This window comes from Micromonospora sp. NPDC005298 (assembly GCF_040607375.1).
Lineage (GTDB): Bacteria > Actinomycetota > Actinomycetes > Mycobacteriales > Micromonosporaceae > Micromonospora.
The window spans coordinates 31,160-56,054 of the sequence record NZ_JBEXGP010000030.1; the positions used below are offsets into that span (position 1 = coordinate 31,160).

Genomic DNA, 24,895 nt, shown 5'->3' on the forward strand with positions numbered 1-24,895 from the left:
GCCATCCTGCCGTAGCCCTCTTCTCCTTACACTGCCCGGATGGGATCCGACTGCCTGTTCTGCCGCATCGTCGCCGGGGAGATCCCGGCCACCGTGGTCCGGGAGACCGCCACCACCCTCGCCTTCCGCGACATCACCCCGAAGGCCCCGGTGCACGTCCTGGTCATTCCGAAGGAGCACTACGCGGACGTCGCCACCCTCGCCCAGGCCGACCCGGGGCTGGCCGGTGAGGTGCTGGCCACGGCCGCCGTCGTCGCGGACGACGAGGGGCTGCTCGGCGACGGGTTCCGGCTGATGTTCAACACCGGGGCGTACGGCGGTCAGGAGGTGTTCCACGTGCACGCGCACCTGCTCGGTGGCGCGCCGCTCGGTCCGATGCTCGCCCGGGACCTGGCGTGACGGCCGGCCCCGACCGGTTGGAACGGCTGGTCCGCCGGGTGCAGGCCGACGCCCGCGTGCCGGCGGTGTCGGCGGCTCTGCACCGGGCCGACCGGCCGTTGTGGAGCTGCACCGTCGGCGACACCGGCACCGACCACACGCTGGGGCCCGGCACCCGGTTCCGGATCGGCTCGGTCACCAAGACCTTCACCGCGGTGCTCACCCTCCAGTGCCGCGACGACGGTCTGCTGGACCTGGACGACCCGGTGGGTCGGCACCTGGACCTGCCGGCGCACGGCGAGCTGACCGTGCGCCGCCTGCTGTCGCACACCGCCGGCCTGCAACGCGAGCCGTTCGGCGACGTGTGGGACTCCCTGAGCGCGCCGGACGACGCCCGGTTGGTGGCGGAACTGGACCGGGCCGAGCGGGTGCTGCCGCCGGGCCGCCGGTTCCACTACTCCAACCTCGGCATGGCCGTGCTCGGGCAACTGGTGGCCCGGCTGCGCGGCGGCACCTGGGCGCAGGCACTCGACGAGCGGGTCCTGACGCCGCTGGGGCTGGCCGACACCACCGTGCACCCCGGGCCGGGCGCGGCCACCGGCTATCTGGTCGACGCGTACTCCGACGAGGCGCACGCCGAGCCGCCGACCGACTTCGGCGCGGTCGGCCCGGCCGCCCAGCTGTGGAGCACGGCGACGGACATGGCCCGCTGGGCCGCGTTCCTGGCCGACCCGCAGGCACTGGACCCGGCCGGCGCGGTGCTCGCCCCGGCCACCCTGGACGAGATGCGCTGGCCGGTGACCACCGCCGACGAGACGCTCTGGGGGGCCGGCTTCGGGCTCGGGCTGATCCTCGTTCCGCAGGGCGAGCGGGTGATGCACGTGGGGCACGACGGCGCGATGCCCGGTTTCCTCGCCGGCGTGTACGGCCGGCGGGGCGGCGACGGCACGGCCGGCGCGATGGGCGCGGCGGTGCTCGGCTCCTCCGGTACGGCGGCCGAGCTGTTCGAGCTGCCGCACCGGCTGCTGGCCGAGGCGGTCGAACACGACCCGGCCGAGATCGCACCGTGGCGTCCCGGCGCCCCGGCCCCGGCCGCCCTGCGGGGCATGCTCGGCCGCTGGTGGGGCGAGGGCACCGAGTACGTCTTCTCCTGGCACGACGGCACGCTCCAGGCGCGCGCGGAACGGGACCCGGTCGGGCGCCCGCCGGCGGTCTTCGCCGCACTGCCGGACCGCGCGGACGTGTACCGCACGGTCTCCGGCCGGGAGGTCGGCGAGCTGCTGCGGCTGACCCGGGACGACGCCGGCACGGTGATCAGGATGCACTGGGCGACGTACCGGTTCACCCGCCACCAGGAAACGTTCGACAGGTACGACTTCCGGGCCGGGAGTTGATCGCGGCCAGCGGAAATGGGCGCGATGCGGCCCGCGTTGAAACGATACGATGGGTGTAACGTCCGCACGCCGTGCCAGCAGGGCCGGCGCCGAGATCGAGAGCAGGTGGCGCAGGGCCCTTCGGCCCGACCTATGACCGGCACCCCACCTCCCGGCCCGCCCCGGGTGCAGACCAGGATCACCGTGCCCGACTCGAAGATCATGGTCAACCTCCTCGGCGCGGGTGACGAGATCCTGCGACTCGTCGAACGCTCGGTCACCAGTGACGTGCACGTCCGTGGCAACGAGATCACGATCACCGGCGCCCCGGCGGACAACGCCCTCGCCGAGCGGCTCTTCAGTGAGCTGCTCGAACTCATCGAGAAAGGCGAGACCCTGACCACTGACGCCGTCCGGCGTACCGTCGGCATGCTCGAGCAGGGCAGCGCCGAGCGTCCCGCCGAGGTCCTGACGCTCAACATCCTCTCCCGTCGCGGCCGCACCATCCGCCCCAAGACCCTCGGGCAGAAGCGGTACGTCGACGCGATCGACTCGAACACCATCGTCTTCGGCATCGGCCCGGCCGGTACCGGCAAGACGTACCTGGCGATGGCGAAGGCCGTCCAGGCGTTGCAGGCCAAGCAGGTCAACCGGATCATCCTGACCCGGCCGGCCGTGGAGGCCGGCGAGCGGCTGGGCTTCCTGCCCGGCACCCTGAACGAGAAGATCGACCCGTACCTGCGTCCGCTCTACGACGCGCTGCACGAGATGCTCGACCCGGAGACGATCCCGAAGCTGATGGCCCAGGGGACGATCGAGGTCGCCCCGCTGGCGTACATGCGGGGCCGGACGCTCTCCGACGCGTTCATCATCCTGGACGAGGCGCAGAACACGACGCCCGAGCAGATGAAGATGTTCCTCACCCGGCTCGGCTTCAACTCCAAGATCGTCGTCACCGGTGACGTCACCCAGGTGGACCTTCCCGGCGGGACGACGAGCGGTCTGCGGGTCGTCCGGGAGATCCTGGAGAACGTCGAGGACGTGCACTTCGCCCAGTTGTCCAGCTCCGACGTGGTCCGCCACCGGCTGGTCGGGGAGATCGTCGACGCGTACGCCCGCTGGGACGCCGAGCGGGAGACCCAGCAGGCGCAGGGCGTCCACGCCGTACCCGGGCGACCCGCCCAGGGCGGCCGGGCCGGCCGCCGCCGCTAAAGCAGAGGAAAGCAGTTGTCCATCGAGATCGCCAACGAGTCCGGTGTCGACGTCGACACCGACGCCGTGCTCGCCGTCGCCCGGCACGCACTCGACGAGATGGGGGTCAACCCCCTCGCCGAGCTGTCCGTGCTGCTTGTCGACATCGACTACATGACCGAGCTGAATCACCGTTGGATGGGCGGCGACGGCCCGACCGACGTCCTCGCGTTCCCCATGGACGAGGGCAGCGTCGACCACGGCCCCGGCGAGAGCGCCCCGGCCGGCGGTGAGCCGGCCCTGCTCGGCGACATCGTGCTGTGCCCCGAGGTGGCGGCCAAGCAGGCGGCCGCCGCCGGGCACACCCCGGCCGACGAGCTGCACCTGCTCACCGTGCACGGCGTGCTGCACCTGCTCGGCTACGACCACGCGGAGCCGGAGGAGGAGCGGGAGATGTTCGCGCTCCAGGCCCGGTTGCTGTCGAGCTGGCGGTCGACCCGCACCCAGTGATGTCCACTCCTCCGTTACTCGCGGCCGGCCCCACCGCCGGCCTCCCCGATGTGCAGCTGGTCGTCTTCGCCGCCGGTCTGGTGGTGCTGGCCGGTGTGATCGCGATGACCGAGGCGGCGCTCGCCGCGGTCTCCCCGGCCCGTGCCGCCGAGCTGGCCCGGGACGGCGTACGCGGCGCCCGGACCCTCCAGGTCGTGGCCGGCGACGTGGTCCGGCACCTCAACCTGCTCCTGCTGTTGCGGCTGCTCGCCGAACTGACCGCCACCACGCTCGTGGCGCTCGTCGCGGTGGACAGCTTCGGCGCCGGCTGGCGGGCCGCGCTGGTCACCGCCGGCGCGATGACCGTGGTCAGCTTCGTGGTGGTCGGTGTCGCCCCGCGCACCATCGGCCGGCAGCACGCGTACGCCGTGGGGCGGGCGGTGGCGCCGCTGGTCCGCTGGCTGGGCCGGGCGCTCAACCCCCTCGCCTCGCTGCTGATCCTCATCGGCAACGCGGTCACACCGGGCCGTGGCTTCCGGGAGGGCCCGTTCGCCACCCAGGTCGAGCTGCGGGAGCTGGTCGACCTGGCCGAGCAGCGCGGCGTGGTCGAGCACGGCGAACGCCAGATGATCCACTCGGTCTTCGCGCTCGGCGACACCATCGCCCGTGAGGTGATGGTGCCGCGTACGGAGATGGTGTGGATCGAGGAGGGCAAGACGCTCGCGCAGGCGCTGGCGCTCTTCCTGCGGTCCGGCTTCTCCCGCATCCCGGTGATCGGCGAGAGCGTCGACGACGTGCTGGGCGTCCTCTACCTCAAGGACCTGATCCGGCGCTCCCGCGGCGGTGACCCGTCGGCCGAGCAGTTGCCGGTGGCCGAGCTGATGCGCCCGGCGACCTTCGTACCGGAGTCCAAGCCGGTCGACGACCTCCTGTCCGAGATGCAGGCGGCCCGCAACCACCTGGTCATCGTGGTCGACGAGTACGGCGGCACCGGCGGCCTCGTCACCATCGAGGACATCCTGGAGGAGATCGTCGGCGAGATCACCGACGAGTACGATGTCGAACGCCCGCCGGTCGAACGCCTGCCCGACTCCTCGGTGCGGGTCACCGCCCGCCTGCCGGTGGAGAACCTGGGCGAGCTGTTCGACACCGACCTGCCCACCGACGAGGTGGAGACGGTCGGCGGTCTGCTCGCCCAGTCCCTCGGGCGGGTGCCGATCCCCGGCGCGGAAGCCGAGGTCGCCGGTCTCCGACTGGTCGCCGAGGGCACCACCGGCCGGCGCAACCGGATCGACACGGTCCTGGTCAGCCGGGCCGAGCCGGGCGACGAGCAGGACACCGCGGGGCACACCGGCCCCGGAGACGACCAGGGTCACAACCGAGACGACGAGAGGCAACCCGCCGATGCCTGACACGCCCACCGCGCCCGCCGCCCAGCCCACCCCCACCGCGCCGGCCCCGCTGAGCGCCGAGGACGCCAAGCTGGTCGTCCTCGCCCGGGGAGCTCGCGGGCGGGTCGCCGCGGTGGAGGGGGCCGCCGTCCGGGACCAGGACGGCCGGACGTACGCGGCGGCCAGCGTCGCCCTGCCCTCGCTGACCCTCACCGCGTTGCAGTTGGCGGTGGCCTCGGCGGTGGCGGCCGGGGCGAGCCGGTTGGAGGCGGCGGTCGTGGTGACCGAGGCGTCGACGCTCGACGGCGCCGGCCACGCGGCGGTTCGGGACCTCGCCGCGGACGCGCCGATCCACGTGGCCGCCCCGGACGGCTCGGTCCTCGGCACGGTGACCGAGTGAGTCCGGTGCAGGACCCGCAGGCGCGTCCGTACCGGGCCGGGTTCGGCTGCTTCGTCGGCCGTCCCAACGCCGGCAAGTCCACGCTCACCAACGCCATCGTCGGCACCAAGATCGCGATCACCTCGAACAAGCCGCAGACCACCCGGCACGTGATCCGGGCCGTGCTGCACCGTCCCGACTCGCAGCTGGTCCTGGTCGACACGCCGGGCCTGCACCGCCCCCGTACGCTGCTCGGCGAACGCCTCAACGACCTGGTCCGGTCGACCTGGACCGAGGTCGACGTGATCGGCCTCTGCATCCCGGCCGACGAGCCGGTCGGGCGCGGGGACCGCTTCATCTCCGGCGAGCTGGCCGAGTTGAAGGCGACGGTGCTGGCGGTGGTCACCAAGACCGACCTGGTGGACAAGCGCCGGCTCGCCGAGCAGTTGCTCGCGGTCAGCGAGATGGGGGAGTTCGCCGAGATCGTGCCGGTGAGCGCCGTCTCCGGGCACCAGGTGGACACGCTCGTCGACGTGATGACCAAGTACCTGCCGCCGTCCCCGCAGCTCTACCCGGACGACATGCTGACCGACGACCCGGAGCAGGTGCTGGTCGCGGAGCTGATCCGGGAGGCCGCGCTGGAGGGTGTCCGCGACGAGCTGCCGCACTCGATCGCGGTGGTCGTCGAGGAGATGGTTCCCGAGGGTCAGGTCATGAAGATCTACGCCGACCTGTACGTGGAACGGCCGAGCCAGAAGGCGATCGTGCTCGGTCACAAGGCGAGCCGGCTCAAGGAGGTGGGCACCACCGCCCGCCGCCAGATCGAGGAGCTGCTGGGCACCCGGGTCTACCTGGACCTGCACGTGCGGGTGGCGAAGGACTGGCAGCGCGACCCGAAGCAACTGCGCAAGCTGGGCTTCTGATCCACCTCGTGGGCCCGGCCGGACGGGTCCATGATCTTTTCCGGTCGTACCGATGGCCGGGCTCACGTTTGGTCGGGGTGCCGGCCGTTTGGCGTCGGTGCCGCGCAGGGTAGGGGAAGTACACCCCCGCGCCCCCGACCCAGATGCAGGCTGATGCGCAACAGGTACCTCGATCTGCTCCGCTTCCTGGCCATTGTCCGAGTGGTCGTCTACCACGTCACCGGGTGGGCGACCCTGACCCTCGTCTTCCCCGCCATGTCGGTGATGTTCGCGCTGGCCGGCTCGTTGATGGCCGCGTCGCTCACCCGGTCCGGACCGGCCGCGGTCGGTCGCCGGCTGCGCCGGCTGCTGCCGTCACTGTGGGTACTGGCGGCGGTCTTCGTCCCGGCCATGCTGTTCAGCGGGCTGGCCGTCAGCCCTCGCCTGCTGCTGTGGCTGTTCCCGATCGCCGACCCGCCGGCCAACAACTGGGGCGCCCTGGCACTGAGCATCATCTGGTACCTGCGCGACTACCTGTGGTTCGTGCTCGCCTCACCCGTCGCGTTCTGGCTGTTCCGCAGGGCGCCGCTGCCCACCCTGCTGGCCCCGTACCTCCTGCTGGTGGCCATCGAGGTGGGCATCTACCCGGCGCCGCCGGTGCTGCGGGAGTTCGGCCTGTACTTCGGTGCGTGGCTGCTCGGCTTCGCCCACCACGCCGGGATGCTGCGCCGACTCGCGGGCCGGGTGCTGTACCCGCTGGCGCTGGCGCTCGCGGTGGGCGGCGGCGCGTGGATCGTCGCGCATCCCGGCCCGCGCGGGTACGACCTCAACGACAACCAGCTCGGCAACGCCCTCTGGTCGACGGCGTTCATCCTGGTCGTGCTCGGCCGGGCGCCGGCCGGGATCCCCTGGCTGGAGCGCAGCCGGCTGGCCGACCGCGCGGTCACCGTGCTCAACCGACGCGCGTTGACGGTCTACCTCTGGCACATGCCGTTCGTGGTGGCGCTCACCCCGCTCGTCGACGTGGTCGGCTGGTCGCACCAGAACCTGGTGGGGTTGGCCATCCGGATTCTGCTCGTCTTCGCGCTGGTCGGGATCGTCACCCTGGCCGTCGGGTGGGTCGAGGACGTCGCCGCCCGGCGGCCACCGGAGCTGATCCCGGGTGCCCCGCCCGTGCCGACCGGGTCGGCTTCCCGGCCGGGTGCCGTGCCGGCCGGGTCGGCTGCCCGGTCCGCTGCCGCGCCGGCCGGACCGACTTCCCGGCCGGGTGCCGCGCCGGTCGGCTCGGCTGCCCGGTCCGGTGTGCCGCCGCCGGCCGGCGGAACGGGTGCCGCGCCGGCCGGCGGACCGGCCCTCGTGCCCGCGCAGCGGGTGCCCGGGAAAGCGACGACCGTCGACCTCAACGCTGGCTGATCGTGACGTTGCCGCTGCCGGCCGACCCGTCGAGCACCAGGGACGCGGCCGGATCGTCGGCGACTGTCACCTTGGCGTCGCCGGAACCGGTGCTGGAACGAACCTGGTAGCTGCCCTGCGGCACCAGCAGCGTCACGTCGCCGCTGGACGCGTGCGCGCGTGCCGCCGCCGGCGTGTCCAGTTCGACTGTGACGTTCCCGGAGCCGGCCTCGGCGTCCGTCGAACCACCCAGCCGTCGCGCCGTGATGTCACCGGACCCGGCGCGCAGACGGACCGCCCCGCTGGCCTCACTGACCTCGATGTTGCCGGAGCCGGTCTCCACACCGACCGCTCCCGTGGCGCCGGTGATCCGCACGTCCCCCGACCCCAGCCGGAGATCGACCGTACCGATCTTGCTCAGTTCGACGTCCCCGGAACCGGACTCGCCCTGCACGGTCACGCCCTCCGGCACGGTCACCTCGTAGGAGACGCTGCACCGGTTGCCGCAGTCGCTGTCCAGGATCAGCTCACTGCCCTTGATCTCGTACCGGGCCTTGGGCTCGCCCCCCTGGTACCGCACCACCCGCTTGATCCGCGCCTCACCGGCCGGGCCGGTGCCCCGCACCACCATGTCGCCGGAGCCCCCCAGCATCCGGATCGTGGTGATCTTCACCATCTCGGTGTCGTCGTAGTCGAGCCGGCGGAACGAGAGGTTGTCGCACCCGGCGAGGAAGATGAGGGCGGTGGTCATCCCCAGCGCGACGGGGGCCGCGGCGCGACGGCGGACGGCTGCGGTGGTTTCGAGCAGTGCCATGGCCAGCACGCTACGGCCGGGCAGGCGCGCGGCGCATCGGGGTTCCTCCGCGCGTCCACCCCGAACCGACCCTGATTTCACACCCCGAGGGAGAATGGCCCGATGGCCGGGTATCGCCGACAGCTCTACCGCGACGACGCGGTGGTGCTGCGTGTGCAGAAACTCGGCGAGTCCGACCGGATCATCACGCTGCTCACCCGCCGACACGGCCGGCTGCGCGCGGTGGCCCGCGGGATCCGCCGCACCACAAGCAAGTTCGGCGCCCGGTTGGAGCCGTTCGGCCACGTCGACCTCCAACTCGCCGGCGACCCGAAGGGCAACCACGGCAGCTCGCTGCACACGGTCAGCCAGGTCGAGGGCATCGACCTGTACGGCAAGCGGTTCCTCGGCGACTACCCGCGCTACACGGCGGCGAGCGCGATCGCCGAAACCGCCGAGCGGCTCACCCCGGTCGAGCGGGAGCCGTCGCTGCGGCTGTTCCAGCTCACCGTCGGCGCGCTCAAGGCGCTGTCCCGCGGCGAGCACGACACCACCCTGGTCCTCGACGCGTACCTGCTGCGCGGCATGGCCCTCGCCGGCTGGGCGCCCGCGCTCATCGCGTGCGCGGTCTGCGGCACCCCCGGGCGGCACCGGGCGTTCTCCGTACCGGCCGGCGGCGCCGTCTGCCCGGACTGCCGCCCACCCGGCGCGGCCCACCCCGCCCCGGCCACCATCGACCTGATGTCCGCGCTGACCACCGGCGACTGGGTGATCGCCGACGCCACCGACACCGGCGTACGACGGGAGTGCAGTGGGCTGGTCGCGGCGCACCTGCAGTGGCACCTCGAGCGCGCGCTACGCTCGCTGCCGCTGGTCGACCGGGGTCCCTCGGTCGCCGGCACGGCCCCGCCGCCCGGCGGTGGTGGGGCGGCGATGCTCCGGCCGCGCGGCGGCGACGTCGAGGCCGGAGCGGACGGTGCGAGCAGGGAGAGAGCCGAGTGATCCGACGATCCACCAGGGCCAGCCGGCGTGAGCCGACGCCACCGACACCCCACCCGTCCGGCGCCCGGCCACCGGCCCTGCCCAGCGAGGCGGTGCCGCGGCACGTGGCGGTGGTGATGGACGGCAACGGGCGGTGGGCCAAGGACCGCGGGCTGCCCCGCACCAAGGGTCACGAGGCGGGGGAGCACAGCCTCTTCGACACCATCGAAGGCGCCATCGAGATGGGCATCCCCTACCTGTCGGCGTACGCGTTCTCCACCGAGAACTGGCGGCGTTCGCCGGACGAGGTCCGGTTCCTGATGGGCTTCAACCGGGACGTCATCCGCCGCCGCCGCGACCAACTCGTCGACCTCGGCGTCCGGGTGGTCTGGTCGGGTCGGCCCGGACGACTGTGGAAGAGCGTCATCTCCGAGCTGCAGACCGCCGAGGAGATGTCCCAGGGCAACTCGACGCTCACCCTCCAGTTCTGCGTCAACTACGGCGGTCAGGCCGAGATCGGTGACGCTGCCGCCGCGATCGCCCGGGACGTGGCGGCTGGCCGACTGGACCCGGCGAAGGTCACCGAGAAGACCGTGGCGAAGTACCTCTACCACCCGGAGATCCCCGAGGTGGACCTGTTCCTGCGCCCGTCGGGGGAGGAACGGATCTCCAACTTCCTGCTCTGGCAGACCGCGTACGCCGAGCTGGTCTTCCTCGACACGCTCTGGCCCGACTTCGACCGCCGCCATCTCTGGTACGCGTGCGAGCTGTACGCCCAGCGCGACCGGCGGTTCGGCGGTGCGCTGCCCAACCCGGTGGCCCCCACGGTCTGAGGCTTACCAACCGGTCACCCTGGGTACCAGAGATGTCAGAAGCCACTGACGGAGGTGAACCCACATGATCCAGAAGCGCATTGCCCAGTGGGCGGTGATGGCGGTCGCAGTTCCCCTGGCCGCCGCCGGCGCCCGCAGGCTCAGCCACACCCTGGAGGCCCGGCGTGGTCCCTCCGGGGCGACCCGGCTGCTGACCAGGGGTGCGGACATGATCCGCCCCCAGAAGGCCAAGCGCCGCCGATTCTTCTGACCCAACCCCGCCCGAGACACCCAGCGCCGCCCCGCACGCAAAGTGCGGGGCGGCGCTGCCGTCGTGCCCGGTCGCGCTGCCGTCGTGCCCGGTCGCGCTGCCCGTCGTGCCCGGTCGCGCTGCCCGTCGTGCCCGGTCGCGCTGCCCGTCGTGCTCCGTCGGGCTCCCTTGGTACTCCGGTCGTGCTCCCGTCGCGCCGCCGTGGTGCTCCCGTCGTGCTCCGGTCGCGCCCCCGTCGTGCCCCGTCCCCGTTCTGCCCTTCGCCCCCGCCCTCCCCGGCCCCGCCCGGTTGATCATGGAGTGGTGGTCGTCGGCTTGGTCGCTTTCGCTACTTTCGTCACCACCACAATTCCTTGATCGACGGCGAGGGGGCGCGGGGTGGGACGCGGCGAGGCGGCGCGGGGTGGGACGCGGCGAGGCGGCACCGGGCGGGCGGGGAGGGCGGGGAGCGGAGCGGGGTACGGGTGCGGGCGGGATGGGGTGGCGGGGTGCGGGCGGGATGGGGTGGCGGGGTGTGGGCGGGGGTTGGTTGTTCGAGGGCTGGAGAGGTGGGGGCGGCGGTAGGGTCCGGAGGTGGTGGCACTCGGTGGTGGGGGTAGGTGTGCGGGATCTCCGGTACAAGATGATCATGGCGTTGAACGCGGCGGATCTGGGTGACCCCATCTGCGAGCAGGTGGCCGACATCTGCGCCGAGATCGCCGAGCAGCACTGTGCCGAGTTCGGCCACACGCCCCAGGTGCGTACCGGTGAGATCGCCGAGCTGGCCACCGGCGAGCCGGCGCTGACCTGGGCGCCATCCACCCCCGACTCCGGGCGGCGTGCCTGGTGACCGCCCCCGCTCCGGCGGTCGACGTACGTCGTGCCGACGACCGGTTCGCCACCCGGATCTCGTGGCTGGATTCCAAGCACTCCTTCTCGTTCTCCCGGCACTACGACCCGGCGAACACCCACCACGGGCTGCTGCTGGTCAACAACGACGACGTGGTCCGGCCGGGTGCCGGCTTCGAGACCCACCCGCATGAGGACATGGAGATCGTCACCTGGGTGCTGCGGGGCTCGCTGGTGCACCAGGACTCCACAGGCCACTCGGGGGTGATCTACCCGGGGCTGGCCCAGCGGATGAGCGCCGGCACCGGCATCCTGCACTCGGAGAAAAACGACGCCTGGCGGCTCAACAACCAGGAGCCGCACAGCGACCCGGTGCACTTCGTGCAGATGTGGGTGCTGCCCGACGAGCAGGGTGTCGACCCCGGCTACGAGCAGTTGGAGATCGAGGACGAACTGCTCCGCGGCGGGCTGGTGCCGATCGCCTCCGGGATGGAACGGTACGACGGCGCGTCCGCGATCCGGATCCGCAACCGGTACGCGACCCTGCACGCCGCGAGGCTCGCACCCGGCGACGAGGTCACCATTCCGGACGCGCCCTTCGTGCACCTGTACGTGCCCAACGGCACGGTGACCCTGGAGGGCAGCGGCCCGCTCGGCACCGGCGACGCGGCCCGGCTCACCATGACCGGCGGCCGGCGGGTCACCGCCGACGAGCCGGCCGAGATCCTGGTCTGGGAGATGCACGCCACCGTCGCCTGACGCCGGCGCGTCGTCGCCTCCCATGATCTCGCTCGAACAGGGATGTAGTGGCCTCCCGACAACGGGAGGCCACTACATCCAGGATCAAGCACGATCTTGCGGTGCGCGGTGCGCGGTGCGCGGTGCGCGGTGGGGCACCTCGTGTGTGCGGCGCGCCGGTCCGCGGGTGTGGCGTCAGGCGGGGGATTCGGTGCGGTCGCCGGCCCAGGTGGTGTGGAACGTGCCCTCGCGGTCGACCCGCTGGTAGGTGTGCGCGCCGAAGTTGTCCCGCAGACCCTGGATCAGCGCGGCGGGCAGCCGCTCCGCGCGGAGTGCGTCGAAGTACGCAAGCGACGACGAGAACGCCGGCGTCGGCACTCCGGCTCGCGCCGCGTCGGCCACGACCCGTCGCCAGCTCGGTACGCCGGCGCCGACCGCCTCGGCGAAGTAGGGCGCCACCAGCAGCGTCGGCAGGTCCGGCTGCTCGTCGTACGCCTCACGGATCCGGTCGAGGAAGCGGGCCCGGATGATGCAGCCGCCCCGCCAGATCGTCGCCGTGCCGCCGAGGTCGATGTCCCAGTCGTACTCCTGGCTGCCGGCGCGGATGTGGTCGAAGCCCTGGGCGTACGCGACGATCTTGGAGGCGAGCAGCGCCCGGCGGACGTCCTCGACGAACGCGTCCCGGTCGGCGACCTGCCATTTCTCACCGGCGTCCGGGAATGCCCGGCGGGCCGCCTCGCGCTGGTCGACGTGCCCGGAGAGCGAGCGGGCGAAGGTCGCCTCGGCGATCCCGGTGATCGGGATGCCCAGGTCCAGCGCGCTCTGCACGGTCCACCGGCCGGTGCCCTTCTGCTCGGCCCGGTCCTGCACGACGTCGACGAACGCCCGGCCGGTCGCCGCGTCGGTGTGTGCCAGCACGTCGGCGGTGATCTCGATGAGGAACGACTCCAGCTCGCCGTCGTTCCAGTCCCGGAAGATCTCCGCGATCTCGGCCGGCGTCGCGTCCAGGCCGGCCCGCAGCAGGTCGTACGCCTCGGCGATGAGCTGCATGTCGGCGTACTCGATGCCGTTGTGCACCATCTTCACGAAGTGCCCGGCGCCGTCCGGTCCGACGTGGGTGCAGCACGGCACGCCGTCCACGTGCGCGGCGATCTTCTCGAACATCGGCCCGAGCTTGGCGTACGACTCGGCGGAGCCACCCGGCATGATGCTCGGTCCCAGCAGCGCGCCCTCCTCGCCGCCGGAGACGCCGGTGCCGCTGAAGTGCAGCCCCTGCGCGCGCAGTGCCTCCTCGCGGCGGCGGGTGTCGGCGAAGTGGGCGTTGCCGCAGTCGACGATGATGTCGCCCTCGTCGAGCAGCGGCACCAACTCGTCGATCACCGCGTCGGTGGGCGCACCGGCCTTGACCATGACGATCACCGCGCGTGGTCGTTCCAGCGACGCCACGAAGTCGGCCATCGTCTCGCCGGGCACGAACGTGCCCTCGTCGCCGTGCTCGGCGATCAGGCTGCGGGTGCGCTCCGGTGACCGGTTGTGCACCGCCACCGTGAAGCCGTTGCGGGCCAGGTTGCGGGCCAGGTTGCGGCCCATCACCGCCAACCCGGTCACACCGATCTGCGCCGTCGCCTGCTCAGCCATCCGTGCCGCCACCTTTCACCGCCGCTATTGACCCGAACCTATCGCGGTACGCGCCAGTACGTACCGGTGATCCACATAGCGATACTCGGCGTGGCCGCCGTGCTGCCCACAGTGGCCGATCAGCCCTCGGCGAGGCGGGCCTCGATCCGGGCGACCTTCCCGGCGAGGGCATCGGTGACCCCGGGCCGGACGTCGGCCTTGAGCACCACACTCACCCGGGGCGCCTGCGCTGCCACCACGTCGACCGCCCGCTTCACCACCGCCATCACCTCGTCCCACTCGCCCTCGACGGTGGTGAACATGGCGTCGGTCCGGTTGGGCAGGCCGGACTCGCGGACCACCCGTACCGCCTCCGCGACGAGGTCACCCACGGAGTCACCGCCGCCGAGCGGGGTGATCGAGAACGCGACAAGCATGTGCCGATCGTGCCAGTAATTCGGGTGCGCGTCCGCCGGGCGGTGGTTACCGTACGGGCATGCGCAACTGACGCCCCATCTTCCGAGCCGGTCCGCCGCCCCGCGTCGCGGTCCGTGCGCTCCCGGGCGTCCCGCGTTCTCCACCCGCCGTGCGGCGGTGCTGGCGCTGTCGATCCCGGTGAGCAGTCCCTTCCCGATTCGACTGTCGCGGCCGCGACGGTCACCAGTCGAGCCGACCGGCCCCGGAGCGCGGGACCGGCAGTGACGGTCGGCACCGAAGGAGGCCCGGATGCCCGCGAAGCGCACACCGAAGAGGTCCCGTACCGCCACACCGACGCCCGCCGGCACGGACCCGGCGGCCGGCCATGACGCGCTCCTACCAACCCGCCCCGACGTGGATCACGCGGTCGAGCCGGCGCTCCTGGTCGAGCCGGCACTTCCGGCAGCGTTGGGTGAGCCGGTGCTGGTCGAGCCGCCGCTGTCGGCGGTGCTGAACCGGTCGGCTCTGCCGGCGGCGGTGCCGGGTGAGCTGGCGCCGCAGGTCGACGTGCCGGCAGTGGTCGACGCGCCGGTGGTGGCAGAGCTGCCGAAGGCGGCCGGTCGACCGAAGGCACCGACGGCCGGCCCGCCGCAGGGTGGCGGGACGCGCTCGACCGGCGGGCGTGGCCGACAGGCTGGCCAGAGCCGCCGCTACGCGTTCCGGCGCAGCTGACCGACCCCGCACCCACCCGGCCGCGCTGTTCCGGCGGTGAGGCTGCACCATGCTCGTGGTGCAGCCTCACCGCCCAGCGAAGCAGCACCATCCGCGATGCGGTGCGGATCATCCCGGCGTGGCGGTGAGGCGCGCCGGTCGGCGCGCCGCAGGAAAGCGGGCGACTCAGCCGATCAGCGGCCGGAAGGCGCCGGTGAGGATGCTCGTGGTGAGGGCCGCGCCGGCCAGGGCGACCGACCCGGCGATCAGGAGGGCGTCGGCGCGGGTGAACGGCTGGCGGCGGGCGACCGTTCGTGGTGTGCCGGCGTCGAAGCCGCGTGCGTCCATGGCCACCGCGAGCCGTGTGCCGCGACGGATCGCCCCGACCAGCAGGGCGAATGCGGTGGAGGTGAACAGCCGTAGCTTCGCCAGCGGGTTGCGTCCGGCGTCGACGCCGCGCGCCCGCCGCGCCATGCTGATCATCTGCCACTCCTGTCCGAGCAGTGGCACGAGCCGGAACGCGGCGAGCGCCCCGATGGCGAACCGCGCCGGTGCCTTGGCGTTCTGGATCAGTGCGTCGGCCAGGTCGGTGGGGTCGGTGGTGGCGAAGACGATCACGCCGGGTAGGGCCACCGCGAACACCCGTAGTACCAGCCCGAGCGCGGTGAGCAGCACGCCGGTGCTCACCAGGACCGGCCCGACGTCGAGGAGGACCCGGCCGGACCGGTCGGCGGCGAACAGCACCAGGGTGACCAGGATGCCGGCGGCGCTGAGCAGCAGCGGCAGTGCCCGGCGGGCCAGCATCCGGTAGCGGATGCCGAACAGGGGCAGCAGGGCGAGTTCGAACGCGATGGCGATGGCCGGGGCGACCGGGTCCAGGGTGGCCAGCAGGATGAACGAGAAGGCCAGCGCGGCGGCCACCTTCGCCACCGGGTTGCGGCGGGCCAGGGGCGCGTCGGGCGCGGCGATCGGTTCGATGCTGATCATCGGTTGCCGTCCGGGGGCGGGTGCAGGGTGACGGTGCGGTCGGCGAGCGCGGTGACGAAATCCGCGTCGTGGGTGACGGTGACCACGCCGTGCCCGGCGTCGCGCAGATCGGCGAGGAGATCCACCAGCTCCCGCCAGGTCCGCCGGTCCTGGCCGAAGGTGGGTTCGTCGCAGATCAGCAGGCGGGGCGCGGTGGCCAGGGCGGTCGCGACGCTCAGCCGCCGCGCCTCCCCACCGGAGAGGGTGTACGGGTTGGCTGCCGCGAGCCGGTCCAGTCGCAGCCGCTCCAGCAGCCCTGCCACGGTGTCCTTGACGGCTGTCTCGGGTTGACCGGTGCGGCGAGGGCCGAGGGCCAGCTCGTCGAAGACCGTGCCGGTCACGAACTGGTGCTCCGGGTCCTGGAAGACCGAGCCGATCCGCCGGGCCAGCGCGGGCGCTCGCCAGCGGTGCGGGGGAGTGCGGTGGTCCGACCCGGCCAGCTCGACGGACGCGGTGACCCGGCCGGCGCCCGGTCGCAGCAGACCGCCGAGCAGCAGGGCCAGGGTCGACTTGCCGGCGCCGTTGGGCCCCTGGACGGCGAGGGCTTCTCCGGCGCGTACCGCCAGGTCGGTGGCGCCCAGCCGGGGCGGCAGGCCGAGCCTGTCGGCGGTGAGCAACAGCTCTCCGGGGCCGGCGGTGGCCGGTCGGGGCGCGATGGGGTGACCGGGCACCCAGACGCCCTCGGCGGCGAGGGCGGCGCCGTGCGCCGCGAAGACCGCCTCGGGGGTACCGTCCGCGCGGACGCCCCCACCCGGCTCCAGGACGATCACCCGGTCGACCAGCGGCAACGCCTCGGCGACCCGGTGTTCGACCAGGATCAGGGTGGTGTCGGCGTTCAGCGCGCCGGCCACCGCCTGTCGGACGAGGGTGGCGCCGGCCGGGTCCAGGTTCGCGGTCGGTTCGTCGAGCAGCAGCAGGCCGGGTCGCAGGGCCAGCGCTCCCGCCAGGGCGAGGCGTTGCTGCTCACCGCCGGAGAGCGCGGCCGTGTTGCGGTTTCGGGGGTACGGGAAGCCGACGCGGCGCAGCGCCTCGTCGACCCGGGGCCAGATCTCGTCGGTGGGTACGCCCCGGTTCTCCAACCCGAACGCCACGTCGTCGCCGCTGCGGGCCATCACCAGTTGCGTCTCGGGGTCCTGGAAGACGATGCCGACCCGTTCCCGCGCCTTGCGGGGGTCGAGCCCGTCGATCTCGACGGTGCCCTCCTGTTCGCCGGAATCGTCGGGCAGCAGCCCGGCCAGGGCGCTGAGCAGTGTGCTCTTGCCGGCTCCGGAGGGGCCGAGCAGCAGAACCCGTTCGCCGTCCTCCACCCGCAGGTCGACGCCGCGCAGAGCCCAGGCCCGCCGCCCGGCGTGCCGCCACCCGAACCCCCGCAATACCACCCCGCCGCCCATCAACCCACCCCCCTACTCCTTCTCCTCCACCAGCAGCAGCCCGCATCTCCCCGTTGATCAAGAGGTTCGCGTCAGAAGAGCGCACCCTGGTGACGCGAATCTCTTGATCACCGCGAGCCACCGCAGCCGGCGGGTCAGATCAGGGCGCGTTCCTGGGCCACCGGGAAACGATCCAGGGCGCCGGTGTTGGCCAGGGCGCGAGTGAGCAGCCAGCCGCCGGCGCCCGCGATCACGGTGGCGCTGACGACGGTCAGCAGCGCGTACGGGATGCGGTAGTCGGCAAGCGCGTAGTCGACGTTCCAGACGAAGAAGTCGAACAGCGCGGCGCTCAGACCGGTCAGCGCACCGGCCAGGACGGCGGTCGGCAGGCGGAACGACCGGTACCGGAAGGCGGCGAACGCCAGCTCGGCGCCGATGCCCTGCACGATGCCCTGCGGGATCACCGTGCCGGCCCACTGGCTGCCCAACAGGGCGGAGAGGACCGCCGCCACCGTCTCGCAGTACAGCGCGGCGCCGGGCTTGCGGATGACCAGGCCGCCGATGACGGCCGGCATCAGCCAGACGCCGTAGAGCAGGGTCTGCGCCGGCGGGAAGAAGGCGAACGCCCCCTCGGTGGCGCTCCACACCAGGCCCCAGGCCCAGAAGATGACGCCGAAGGCCACCGCGATCACCGAGGCGACCACGATGTCGATGGTCCGCCAACGGTTTGTGGTGTTGTCCATGCTGTGCTCCCAGTTCACGAAAGAGAACCAGGCAAGACGCACGCCGCGTCCGGTGGCACCGGACTGCGGCGCGGCTGGAGGTCGACCGAACTCCCTGCGCTGGCATTACCCAGATCAGGTTCGAGGGTCTGCGGGCGTACCCGCACTCTCAGCGCTGTGCGCTCCCCTGTCGGATGTGAAGTTGTCTCGCTGACGCTAGCACCGACAAGGCGTACCAGCCCAGCAGGGCGTCGGCTGGGTAGGGTGACGATCATGCGGGTAGACGCACGAGGTCTCACGTTCGAGGTACGCGCCGGTGGACCGCCGGACGGTGAACCCGTCCTGCTGCTGCACGGCTTCCCCCAGCACAGCGGCGAGTGGGACGACGTCGTCCCGGCGCTGCACGCGGCGGGACTGCGCACGTACGCGCTGGACCAGCGGGGCTACTCGCCGGGCGCCCGGCCGGAGGCGGTTGCCGAGTACCGGATCCCCGAACTGGTCGCCGACGTGGTGGCGGTGCTCGACGCGCTCGGCCTGGACGCCGTGCACCTGGTCGGTCACGACTGGGGCGCGGTGGTGGCCTGGGCGGTGGCCGCCGGGCATCCGGAGCGGGTCCGTACGCTCACCGCGGTGTCGGTGCCGCATCCCGCCGCCATGGCGCACGCCCTGCGTACCGACCGGCAGCAGAAGGCCCGCTCGTCGTACATGGCGCTGTTCCGGATGCCGGGCAAGGCGGAGAAGGTGCTGCTGGCCCTCAACGCGACGGCCCTGCGCAAGATGCTCGGTGGCGTCGGCGACAGCTCCCGGGTGGACCGCTACGCCGACCCGATGCGGGAGCCGGGCGCGCTCACCGCCGCGCTGAACTGGTATCGGGCGATGTCCGGGTCCGACCTGGCCGGCGTCGGCCCGGTCGGCGTGCCCACCACGTACGTGTGGAGCGACCGGGACGTCGCGATCGGCCGTGCCGCCGCCGACGCGTGCGCCGCCAACGTGACCGGCGACTACCGCTTCGTACCCCTGACCGGGGTGACCCACTGGATCCCGGACGCCGCCCCCGGCCCGCTCGCCGAGGCGATCCTGGCCCGGGTCAACGGAACGGCCTGAGCCGGCCGCAACCAGACGACGGAGGACGCATGACGGTAAGTGCCGAGGACTACCTGGCCGTGGTGACCGAGACGATCGGCCGGGTGGCCGCGAGTCAGCGGGAGGCGGTGGGACGCGCCGCCGACCTGATCGCCGACGCGGTCCGTGCCGACGGGGTGGTGCACGCGTTCGGCACCGGCCACTCGGAGGCCCTCGCCATGGAGATCGCCGGACGGGCGGGCGGGCTGGTGCCGACCAACCGGATCGCCCTGCGCGACCTGGTGCTGCGCGGCGGCGAACCGGCCGACCGGCTCGGCCCGCTGCTGGAGCGGGACCCGGCGGTGGCGCACCGGCTGTACGAGTTGACCCCGGTGCGGCCCACCGACGTGTTCGTGCTTGCCTCGAACTCGGGGGTCAACGGCGCGATTGTGGAGTTCGCCGCGCTGGTGAAGGAGCGCGGCCACGCCCTGGTGGCGATCACCTCCGCGCAGCACTCCGGCCGGATGACCTCCCGGCACCCGTCCGGCCGCAAACTGGCCGACGTCGCCGACGTGGTGCTCGACAACGGCGCCCCGTACGGCGACGCGACGCTGCCGCTGCCCGGCGGCGGTGCGGTCGGCGCGGTCTCCTCGATCACGGCGGCGCTGCTGGCCCAGCAGGTCACCGTGGAGGTGGTGGCCCGGTTGCTGGCGGCGGGGGAGCGGCCCCCGGTCTACCTGTCGGCGAACATCCCGGACGGCGACGCGCACAACAACGCGCTGGAGGCCCGGTACGCGGGCCGGATCCGGCGCGGCTCCTGAGTATGTCCGGCAGGTGGCCGGGAGGTGTCGTGAACCTGTTTCACGCTCGGCCGGGTGGGGCATTGGCGTTGCTGCCGACGGCTGGAGCCGTCGGCAGTAGCGTCTCACCGGAGGTAGCGCGTGTCGAAGGAGACCGAGAAGCAGCGTTGGCAGCGCAACTTCGCCGACCTGTTGCAGGAGTTGCGGGTCGCCCAGACCGGCGTGCAGATCCTCTTCGCCTTTCTGCTCACCCTCCCGTTCAGCAACGGGTTCACCCGCACCAGCGAGTTCCAGCGTGACGTCTACATCGTGGCGTTGCTCGCGGCGGCCGCCGCCACCGCGATGATCATCTCACCGGTCGCGTTCCACCGGGCGCTGTTCCGGCAGGGACGCAAGCCGGAGCTGGTCCGCTTCGCCCACCGGATGGCCACCGGTGGCCTCGCCTTCATGTTGATCGCCATGGTCAGCGCGGTGCTGCTGATCACCGACTTCGTGTTGGACCGGCCGATCGCCTTCCTGCTCAGCGCCCTGACCGGGCTGTGGTTCCTCATGTTCTGGATGATCCTGCCGTTCGCCCGCCGCAACTGGGGTGAGGACGACATCGACGACGAGGACGACGACCCGGAAACCCTCACCGATCGCTGATCGCGCGACGATCCGCACGCGGCGCTACCCCTGGGTAACAACCGGGGGTAGCGTGGCGGGTAGTCGCGCACGTCGATGCAGCCGCACCGAGTTTCGAGGGGGCAGCCGTGACCACGACGCACAACGGCCGACCGGCACCGGACGGCCCCGACTCCGAAACCACCACGGGTGCCGCCTCGGCGCTGCCCGCCGAGGCCGGGCAGGTCACCGAGAAGGAGGCCCGGCAGGTCGCCGAGGCCGCCCGCGAGTCCACCTGGGACCGACCCAGCTTCGGCAAGGAGCTGTTCCTCGGCCGTTTCCGGCTCGACCTCATCGACCCGTGGCCCCGCTCCGACCCGGACGACGTGGCGCGCGCCGAGGAGTTCCTCGGCCGGTTCCGCGCCTTCCTCGCCTCCGAGGTGGACGGCGCGGCGATAGAGCGCGACGCGTCCATTCCGGATTCCGTGTACCACGGCCTGGCCGACCTCGGCGCGTTCGGCATGAAGATCGACAGGCAGTACGGCGGGCTGGGGTTGAGCAACCTGCACTACTGCCGGGCGTTGATGCTGGCCGGCTCGGTCAGCCCGGCGATCGGCGCGCTGCTCTCCGCGCACCAGTCGATCGGGGTGCCGCAGCCACTGAAGATGTTCGGCACCGCCGAGCAGAAGCAACGCTTCCTGCCCCGGCTCGCCGCCGGCGAGGTCTCCGCGTTCCTGCTCACCGAGCCCGACGTCGGCTCCGACCCGGCCCGCCTGGCCACCACCGCCGAACCGACCGAGGACGGCACCGGTTACCGGCTCAACGGCGTGAAGCTCTGGGCCACCAACGGCATCGTCGCCACCCTGCTGGTGGTGATGGCCCGGGTGCCGGCCCGTGAGGGACGACGCGGTGGGATCACCGCGTTCGTGGTGGACGGCGACAGCGCCGGCATCACGGTGGAACGGCGCAACGAGTTCGTCGGCCTGCGCGGCCTGGAGAACAGCCTCACCCGGTTCCACGACGTCTTCGTGCCCGCCGAGAACGTCATCGGCGGCGAGGGCAAGGGCCTCAAGATCGCCCTGACGACCCTGAACACCGGTCGGCTCTCGCTGCCGGCGATGTGCGTGGGCGCCGGCAAGTGGGCGTTGAACGTGGCCCGGGAGTGGGCCGCCGACCGGGTCCAGTGGGGTCGACCGGTGGGCGAGCACGAGGCGGTCGCCCAGAAACTCTCCTTCATCGCCGCCACCACGTACGGCATGGAGACCATGCTGGACCTGTGCTGCCTGCTCGCCGACGACGACCGCAACGACATCCGGATCGAGGCGGCGCTGGTCAAGCTGTACGCCAGCGAGATGGCCTGGAAGATCGCCGACGAGCTCATCCAGATCCGGGGCGGACGAGGGTACGAGACGGCCGACTCGCTGGCCGCCCGCGGCGAACGCCCGGCCGCCGTCGAACAGATGCTCCGCGACCTGCGGATCAACCGGATCTTCGAGGGCTCGACCGAGATCATGCACCTGCTGATCGCCCGGGAGGCCGTCGACGCCCACCTGTCGGTCGCCGGCGACATCATCGACCCGGACGCGGGGCTCGGCCGCAAGGCCCGCGCGGGTGCCCGCGCCGGTGCCTTCTACGCGAAGTGGCTGCCCACCCTCGCGGTCGGTCGAGGTCAGAGCCCGTCGGCGTACGGCGAGTTCGGGCCGCTGGCCGCGCACCTGCGCCAGGTGGAACGGTCGTCGCGCAAGCTGGCCCGGTCGACGTTCTACGCGATGTCGCGTTGGCAGGGGAAGATGGAACGCAAGCAGGCGTTCCTCGGCCGCGTGGTGGACATCGGCGCGGAGTTGTTCGCGATGTCGGCGGTCTGCGTGCGGGCCTACGCCGAACGGGACACCCGTCCGGAGAACGTCGAGCTGGCCGACCTGTTCTGCCGGCAGGCCCGGGTGCGGGTGGACGCCCTGTTCACCGCCCTGTGGGACAACACCGACTCGGTCGACGTCGCCGCCGCGAAGCGGATCCTCGCCGGCCGCTATTCGGCGCTGGAGGAGGGGGTCATCACCCCGTCGGACGAGCTGCCCTGGGTGGCCCGCTGGTCGCCCGGTCCGTCCACCGCCGAGGACGTCCGCCGCCGCATCCCGCCCAGGCCGTGACCGTGTGCCGCCCGGCGCTCGCCGGCCGGGCGGGCCGGTCCGCAGCCGACGGGGCCGCTCAGCGGGCGACCGCCCAGGCCAGCACCGCCGCCAGGATCAGGCCGTTGAGCACCGCCAGACCCAGGTACGCCGCGGGCGGGATCTTCCTGCCCCGTCGGACGAAGGAGACCAGGACGGCGGCGTAGCCGAGCAGCAGGACGGCGATGACGACCAGGAAGTAGAACACCCGAAGACCTTAGCGGCCACGACTGCGCAGACCGAGTTGGCGCAGCTCCAGCGCGGCCAGGGCGTCGACGGTCTCGTCGTCGCCGCGCCGCCACGCCTCGGCGACGTCGGGCGCGATCCGGGTCAGCCGGCCCAGCGGCTGGGTCGCCAGCGCGCGCAGGGCGAGCAGGTCCCGACCGGCCGGCCCGGCGGCCAACTTCGCGGCCGATCCGGCCCGGCGCATCCAGCGCACCCGCAGCGGCAGCCACCCGAACAGCACCAGGCCGAGCGGGAAGATCAGGACCGCGATGGCGAGCGCCAGGGCGAGCTGATCGACGAGGTGCTGCTGGTCGCGGCCGGCGTCGGCGAGCCCACGGGCGGCGTCGGCGGCCCGCCGGAAGGGCGCGGTCAACTCGTCACCGACCAGCGGCACCCGGCCGACCTTGCTGCCGGCGTCGCCCAGGTTGTCGGCGAGCCCGCTGCCGGCGCCCTCCAGCTTCTGCCCCGGTACGGCGAGCTTCTGGACCAGGTCGTGCAGCCACAGCGCACCACGGATCGCGACGTACACCCAGGCGACGACGAGCAGGTCGGTGAGCAACTGGCGGGCGGCGGTCGGAAACCGATCGGCGTAAATCTTCACGCCGGACAGCGTGTCACGAACGGGCCCGGTGGGGCACCCGCACAAAACCGTCAGCGGACGCAGGCCGGGCAGGTGCCGAAGATTTCCAGGGTGTGGCTGACGTCGGCGTAGCCGTGCTGCTCGGCGACCCGGTCGGCCCAGCTCTCCACGGCCGGGCCGGCCACCTCGACGGTACGGCCGCAGGCCCGGCAGACCAGGTGGTGGTGGTGTCCCTGGCTGCACCGGCGGTAGAGGTGCTCGCCGCCGGGCGGGCGCATCACGTCGATCTCGCCCGCGTCCGCCAACCCCTGCAGGGTGCGGTAGACGGTGGTGAGGCCGACCCGCTCACCGCGCTGGCGCAGCATCGCGTGCAGGTCCTGGGCGCTGTGGAAGCCCTCCATCTCGCCGAGCAACGCGCTCACCGCCGAGCGCTGCCGGGTGTTGCGCAGCGCGGCGCCGCTCTCGCTCATGATCCCTCCCCGGCGTGGCTGACCGCGTCCGCCACGATGTGCGCGACGTGCTCGTCGACGAGGCTGTACGCGATTTCCCGACCTCGGCGCGAGCCCCGGACGACGCCCGCGCCCCGCAGCACCCGCAGGTGCTGGGAGACCAGCGGCTGCGCGGCGCCCAGCTTCTCCACCAGCTCGTGGACGCACCGCTCGCCGTCGGCCAGCTCGCTGACGATCGCCAACCGGATGGGCGCCGACAGGGCGCGGAGCAGTTCGCTGGCCCCGTCGAAAGCCTCATAGCCCGCTGTGCCGGTCATCCCGCAACGGTAACCAACATCGGACGCGTCCCGCTGATCCGTCTCAGCGGAGCACGACCTCGTGCGGTTCCGGCGCCGGGACCGAGGACGGTGTGACCCGGCGACGCAGAGCCCGCCAGACGCCACCGGCCACGGCCACCACCAGGAACGACGCGATCGCCACCAGCACCACCGACGCGCCCGGCGCGGTGTCCGCCGTCGCCGCCACCCAGACGCCGGAGCCGGCCGCGAAGAACCCAAGCGCCATCGCGGCGGTCATCGTGCTGCGGAAACCGCGGGTGACCTGCTGGGCGGCGGCCACCGGGATCACCATGAGCGCGCTGATCAGCAGCACCCCGACCGCGCGCATCGCGATGGTCACGGTGACCGCGGTGGTGACCGCGATCAGCAGGTTGAGGGTGCGCACCGGTAGGCCGGAGACCCGGGCGTACTCCTCGTCGTGGCTGACCGCGAAGAGCGCCGGCCGCAGCGCGATCATGGCGACGAGGATCGCCGCGCCGAGCACGGCAATGGTGGTCAGGTCGGCAGGCGAGATGGTGGTGAGCGACCCGAACAGGTAGGCGTTGAGGTTGGCGCTGGTGGCGTCGGACAGGCCGACCAGCAGCACACCGCCGGCGATGCCGCCGTAGAAGAGCAGGGCCAGGGCCAGGTCGCCGGAGGTACGCCCACGGGAGCGGACCACCTCGATCGTGACCGCGCCGAGGGTGGCCACGATCACCGCCACCAGCACCGGCGAGCGGTTGAGCAGCAGGCCCGCGCCGACGCCCGTCAACGCGACGTGCCCGATGCCGTCGCCGATCAGCGTCAACCGGCGCTGCACCAGGTAGATGCCGAGCGCCGGCGCGGCCAGGCCGATCACCAGCGCGGCGATCAGGGCACGCTGCATGTACGGGTACTGGAAGAGTTCCATTGC

General features: G+C 72.5%; 29 protein-coding genes and 1 riboswitch. Of the genes, 18 read left to right on the plus strand and 11 right to left on the minus strand.

Going from position 1 to position 24,895, the window contains the following annotated elements:
• Positions 1–39: 39 nt before the first annotated feature.
• The 8 genes from ABZS77_RS27285 (at position 40) to ABZS77_RS27320 (ending at position 7,516) form a co-directional block, all read left to right on the plus strand.
• Entirely contained in the window at positions 40–399 is a 360-nt protein-coding gene (locus ABZS77_RS27285) for a histidine triad nucleotide-binding protein (protein ID WP_354828513.1), read from the plus strand.
• On the plus strand, positions 396–1,772 hold the full coding sequence (locus ABZS77_RS27290; protein WP_354828515.1) for a serine hydrolase domain-containing protein: 1,377 nt from the start codon (positions 396–398) through the stop codon (positions 1,770–1,772). The genes ABZS77_RS27285 and ABZS77_RS27290 overlap by 4 nt, the downstream gene beginning before the upstream one ends.
• 132 nt (positions 1,773–1,904) lie before the next feature.
• Positions 1,905–2,963, plus strand: coding sequence for a PhoH family protein (locus tag ABZS77_RS27295; RefSeq protein ID WP_354828518.1), 1,059 nt, complete (start codon positions 1,905–1,907; stop codon positions 2,961–2,963).
• Between the two features lie 15 nt (positions 2,964–2,978).
• A complete protein-coding gene (gene ybeY, locus ABZS77_RS27300) occupies positions 2,979–3,452 on the plus strand; it encodes an rRNA maturation RNase YbeY (protein ID WP_354828521.1) in 474 nt (157 codons plus the stop codon).
• Positions 3,428–4,843, plus strand: coding sequence for a hemolysin family protein (locus ABZS77_RS27305; RefSeq protein ID WP_354828612.1), 1,416 nt, complete (start codon positions 3,428–3,430; stop codon positions 4,841–4,843). The genes ybeY and ABZS77_RS27305 overlap by 25 nt, the downstream gene beginning before the upstream one ends.
• On the plus strand, positions 4,836–5,222 hold the full coding sequence (locus ABZS77_RS27310) for a cytidine deaminase (RefSeq protein ID WP_354828524.1): 387 nt from the start codon (positions 4,836–4,838) through the stop codon (positions 5,220–5,222). The genes ABZS77_RS27305 and ABZS77_RS27310 overlap by 8 nt, the downstream gene beginning before the upstream one ends.
• The gene (gene era, locus ABZS77_RS27315) at positions 5,219–6,124 is read left to right on the plus strand and encodes a GTPase Era (protein WP_354828527.1); all 906 of its coding nucleotides are present in this window, start codon (positions 5,219–5,221) and stop codon (positions 6,122–6,124) included. Before ABZS77_RS27310 ends, era begins: the two co-directional genes overlap by 4 nt.
• A gap of 153 nt (positions 6,125–6,277) precedes the next feature.
• Positions 6,278–7,516, plus strand: a complete 1,239-nt coding sequence (locus tag ABZS77_RS27320; protein ID WP_354828530.1) for an acyltransferase — start codon at positions 6,278–6,280, stop codon at positions 7,514–7,516.
• Here ABZS77_RS27320 and ABZS77_RS27325 read toward each other — a convergent pair.
• Positions 7,503–8,309, minus strand: coding sequence for a DUF4097 family beta strand repeat-containing protein (locus ABZS77_RS27325; RefSeq protein ID WP_354828533.1), 807 nt, complete (start codon positions 8,307–8,309; stop codon positions 7,503–7,505). The genes ABZS77_RS27320 and ABZS77_RS27325 overlap by 14 nt on opposite strands.
• 102 nt (positions 8,310–8,411) lie before the next feature.
• Here ABZS77_RS27325 and recO point away from each other — a divergent pair, with 102 nt between their 5' ends.
• The 5 genes from recO (at position 8,412) to ABZS77_RS27350 (ending at position 11,939) form a co-directional block, all read left to right on the plus strand.
• Positions 8,412–9,290 carry a DNA repair protein RecO gene (gene recO / locus ABZS77_RS27330; RefSeq protein WP_354828536.1) on the plus strand — a complete coding sequence of 293 codons (879 nt, stop codon included), beginning with the start codon at positions 8,412–8,414 and terminating at the stop codon, positions 9,288–9,290.
• Complete coding sequence (locus tag ABZS77_RS27335; protein WP_354828615.1) at positions 9,290–10,102, plus strand: isoprenyl transferase; 813 nt, start codon at positions 9,290–9,292, stop codon at positions 10,100–10,102. The genes recO and ABZS77_RS27335 overlap by 1 nt, the downstream gene beginning before the upstream one ends.
• Positions 10,103–10,166: 64 nt before the next feature.
• Positions 10,167–10,352 (plus strand): hypothetical protein, encoded by a 186-nt coding sequence (locus ABZS77_RS27340; protein ID WP_354828539.1) that lies wholly within the window; start codon positions 10,167–10,169, stop codon positions 10,350–10,352.
• A gap of 601 nt (positions 10,353–10,953) precedes the next feature.
• Positions 10,954–11,181 carry a thioredoxin reductase gene (locus ABZS77_RS27345; protein ID WP_354828542.1) on the plus strand — a complete coding sequence of 76 codons (228 nt, stop codon included), beginning with the start codon at positions 10,954–10,956 and terminating at the stop codon, positions 11,179–11,181.
• The gene (locus ABZS77_RS27350) at positions 11,178–11,939 is read left to right on the plus strand and encodes a pirin family protein (protein ID WP_354828545.1); all 762 of its coding nucleotides are present in this window, start codon (positions 11,178–11,180) and stop codon (positions 11,937–11,939) included. Before ABZS77_RS27345 ends, ABZS77_RS27350 begins: the two co-directional genes overlap by 4 nt.
• A 174-nt stretch (positions 11,940–12,113) precedes the next feature.
• Here ABZS77_RS27350 and gndA read toward each other — a convergent pair whose 3' ends face one another.
• Complete coding sequence (gene gndA, locus ABZS77_RS27355; RefSeq protein WP_354828548.1) at positions 12,114–13,556, minus strand: NADP-dependent phosphogluconate dehydrogenase; 1,443 nt, start codon at positions 13,554–13,556, stop codon at positions 12,114–12,116.
• Between the two features lie 119 nt (positions 13,557–13,675).
• The gene (locus ABZS77_RS27360; protein WP_354828550.1) at positions 13,676–13,972 is read right to left on the minus strand and encodes an MTH1187 family thiamine-binding protein; all 297 of its coding nucleotides are present in this window, start codon (positions 13,970–13,972) and stop codon (positions 13,676–13,678) included.
• A 289-nt stretch (positions 13,973–14,261) separates the two neighbouring features.
• On the opposite strand from ABZS77_RS27360, the gene ABZS77_RS27365 reads away from it, so the two are divergent.
• Positions 14,262–14,684, plus strand: coding sequence for a hypothetical protein (locus tag ABZS77_RS27365; protein ID WP_354828553.1), 423 nt, complete (start codon positions 14,262–14,264; stop codon positions 14,682–14,684).
• A gap of 165 nt (positions 14,685–14,849) precedes the next feature.
• Here the strand turns inward: ABZS77_RS27365 and ABZS77_RS27370 are convergent, their stop codons facing one another.
• From ABZS77_RS27370 to ABZS77_RS27380, 3 genes are all read right to left on the minus strand, one after another.
• Complete coding sequence (locus ABZS77_RS27370) at positions 14,850–15,650, minus strand: energy-coupling factor transporter transmembrane component T (protein ID WP_354828556.1); 801 nt, start codon at positions 15,648–15,650, stop codon at positions 14,850–14,852.
• Positions 15,647–17,080, minus strand: a complete 1,434-nt coding sequence (locus ABZS77_RS27375; protein WP_354828559.1) for an ABC transporter ATP-binding protein — start codon at positions 17,078–17,080, stop codon at positions 15,647–15,649. The genes ABZS77_RS27370 and ABZS77_RS27375 overlap by 4 nt, the downstream gene beginning before the upstream one ends.
• A 134-nt stretch (positions 17,081–17,214) precedes the next feature.
• Positions 17,215–17,802, minus strand: a complete 588-nt coding sequence (locus tag ABZS77_RS27380) for an ECF transporter S component (RefSeq protein WP_354828562.1) — start codon at positions 17,800–17,802, stop codon at positions 17,215–17,217.
• 73 nt (positions 17,803–17,875) lie between these two features.
• A riboswitch (TPP riboswitch) is annotated at positions 17,876–17,980 on the minus strand.
• Between the two features lie 74 nt (positions 17,981–18,054).
• On the opposite strand from ABZS77_RS27380, the gene ABZS77_RS27385 reads away from it, so the two are divergent.
• The 4 genes from ABZS77_RS27385 to ABZS77_RS27400 all read left to right on the plus strand — a co-directional run bounded on the left by ABZS77_RS27385 (position 18,055) and on the right by ABZS77_RS27400 (position 22,393).
• The gene (locus ABZS77_RS27385; RefSeq protein ID WP_354828565.1) at positions 18,055–18,885 is read left to right on the plus strand and encodes an alpha/beta fold hydrolase; all 831 of its coding nucleotides are present in this window, start codon (positions 18,055–18,057) and stop codon (positions 18,883–18,885) included.
• A gap of 29 nt (positions 18,886–18,914) precedes the next feature.
• Complete coding sequence (locus ABZS77_RS27390; protein ID WP_354828567.1) at positions 18,915–19,664, plus strand: SIS domain-containing protein; 750 nt, start codon at positions 18,915–18,917, stop codon at positions 19,662–19,664.
• A gap of 120 nt (positions 19,665–19,784) precedes the next feature.
• The gene (locus ABZS77_RS27395; RefSeq protein ID WP_354828569.1) at positions 19,785–20,288 is read left to right on the plus strand and encodes a DUF6328 family protein; all 504 of its coding nucleotides are present in this window, start codon (positions 19,785–19,787) and stop codon (positions 20,286–20,288) included.
• 107 nt (positions 20,289–20,395) lie between these two features.
• Positions 20,396–22,393, plus strand: a complete 1,998-nt coding sequence (locus ABZS77_RS27400; RefSeq protein ID WP_354828572.1) for an acyl-CoA dehydrogenase family protein — start codon at positions 20,396–20,398, stop codon at positions 22,391–22,393.
• Positions 22,394–22,451: 58 nt separating this feature from the next.
• On the opposite strand, the gene ABZS77_RS27405 is transcribed toward ABZS77_RS27400, so the two are convergent.
• From ABZS77_RS27405 to ABZS77_RS27425, 5 genes are read right to left on the minus strand one after another with little or no spacing between them, the layout of a single operon-like run.
• Positions 22,452–22,619, minus strand: a complete 168-nt coding sequence (locus ABZS77_RS27405) for a hypothetical protein (protein ID WP_167517539.1) — start codon at positions 22,617–22,619, stop codon at positions 22,452–22,454.
• A gap of 9 nt (positions 22,620–22,628) precedes the next feature.
• Positions 22,629–23,237 (minus strand): hypothetical protein, encoded by a 609-nt coding sequence (locus tag ABZS77_RS27410; protein WP_354828576.1) that lies wholly within the window; start codon positions 23,235–23,237, stop codon positions 22,629–22,631.
• A gap of 50 nt (positions 23,238–23,287) precedes the next feature.
• Positions 23,288–23,686, minus strand: coding sequence for a Fur family transcriptional regulator (locus ABZS77_RS27415; RefSeq protein WP_354828579.1), 399 nt, complete (start codon positions 23,684–23,686; stop codon positions 23,288–23,290).
• Positions 23,683–23,982 carry a metalloregulator ArsR/SmtB family transcription factor gene (locus ABZS77_RS27420; RefSeq protein WP_354828582.1) on the minus strand — a complete coding sequence of 100 codons (300 nt, stop codon included), beginning with the start codon at positions 23,980–23,982 and terminating at the stop codon, positions 23,683–23,685. Before ABZS77_RS27420 ends, ABZS77_RS27415 begins: the two co-directional genes overlap by 4 nt.
• Before the next feature lie 43 nt (positions 23,983–24,025).
• Complete coding sequence (locus ABZS77_RS27425) at positions 24,026–24,892, minus strand: metal ABC transporter permease (protein ID WP_354828585.1); 867 nt, start codon at positions 24,890–24,892, stop codon at positions 24,026–24,028.
• Positions 24,893–24,895: the final 3 nt, after the last annotated feature.

Bases quoted from the DNA above. Each gene is read 5' to 3' on its own strand.
- ABZS77_RS27340 (WP_354828539.1), top strand. From the start codon at position 10,167: ATGATCCAGAAGCGCATTGCCCAGTGGGCGGTGATGGCGGTCGCAGTT.
- ABZS77_RS27380 (WP_354828562.1), bottom strand. From the start codon at position 17,802: ATGGACAACACCACAAACCGTTGGCGGACCATCGACATCGTGGTCGCC.
- ABZS77_RS27285 (WP_354828513.1), top strand. From the start codon at position 40: ATGGGATCCGACTGCCTGTTCTGCCGCATCGTCGCCGGGGAGATCCCG.
- ABZS77_RS27415 (WP_354828579.1), bottom strand. From the start codon at position 23,686: ATGAGCGAGAGCGGCGCCGCGCTGCGCAACACCCGGCAGCGCTCGGCG.
- ABZS77_RS27425 (WP_354828585.1), bottom strand. From the start codon at position 24,892: ATGGAACTCTTCCAGTACCCGTACATGCAGCGTGCCCTGATCGCCGCG.
- gndA (WP_354828548.1), bottom strand. From the start codon at position 13,556: ATGGCTGAGCAGGCGACGGCGCAGATCGGTGTGACCGGGTTGGCGGTG.
- ABZS77_RS27375 (WP_354828559.1), bottom strand. From the start codon at position 17,080: ATGGGCGGCGGGGTGGTATTGCGGGGGTTCGGGTGGCGGCACGCCGGG.
- ABZS77_RS27370 (WP_354828556.1), bottom strand. From the start codon at position 15,650: ATGATCAGCATCGAACCGATCGCCGCGCCCGACGCGCCCCTGGCCCGC.
- ABZS77_RS27320 (WP_354828530.1), top strand. From the start codon at position 6,278: ATGCGCAACAGGTACCTCGATCTGCTCCGCTTCCTGGCCATTGTCCGA.
- ABZS77_RS27325 (WP_354828533.1), bottom strand. From the start codon at position 8,309: ATGGCACTGCTCGAAACCACCGCAGCCGTCCGCCGTCGCGCCGCGGCC.
- ABZS77_RS27365 (WP_354828553.1), top strand. From the start codon at position 14,262: ATGCCCGCGAAGCGCACACCGAAGAGGTCCCGTACCGCCACACCGACG.
- ABZS77_RS27310 (WP_354828524.1), top strand. From the start codon at position 4,836: ATGCCTGACACGCCCACCGCGCCCGCCGCCCAGCCCACCCCCACCGCG.
- ABZS77_RS27360 (WP_354828550.1), bottom strand. From the start codon at position 13,972: ATGCTTGTCGCGTTCTCGATCACCCCGCTCGGCGGCGGTGACTCCGTG.
- ABZS77_RS27420 (WP_354828582.1), bottom strand. From the start codon at position 23,982: ATGACCGGCACAGCGGGCTATGAGGCTTTCGACGGGGCCAGCGAACTG.
- ABZS77_RS27385 (WP_354828565.1), top strand. From the start codon at position 18,055: ATGCGGGTAGACGCACGAGGTCTCACGTTCGAGGTACGCGCCGGTGGA.
- ABZS77_RS27295 (WP_354828518.1), top strand. From the start codon at position 1,905: ATGACCGGCACCCCACCTCCCGGCCCGCCCCGGGTGCAGACCAGGATC.
- recO (WP_354828536.1), top strand. From the start codon at position 8,412: ATGGCCGGGTATCGCCGACAGCTCTACCGCGACGACGCGGTGGTGCTG.
- ABZS77_RS27390 (WP_354828567.1), top strand. From the start codon at position 18,915: ATGACGGTAAGTGCCGAGGACTACCTGGCCGTGGTGACCGAGACGATC.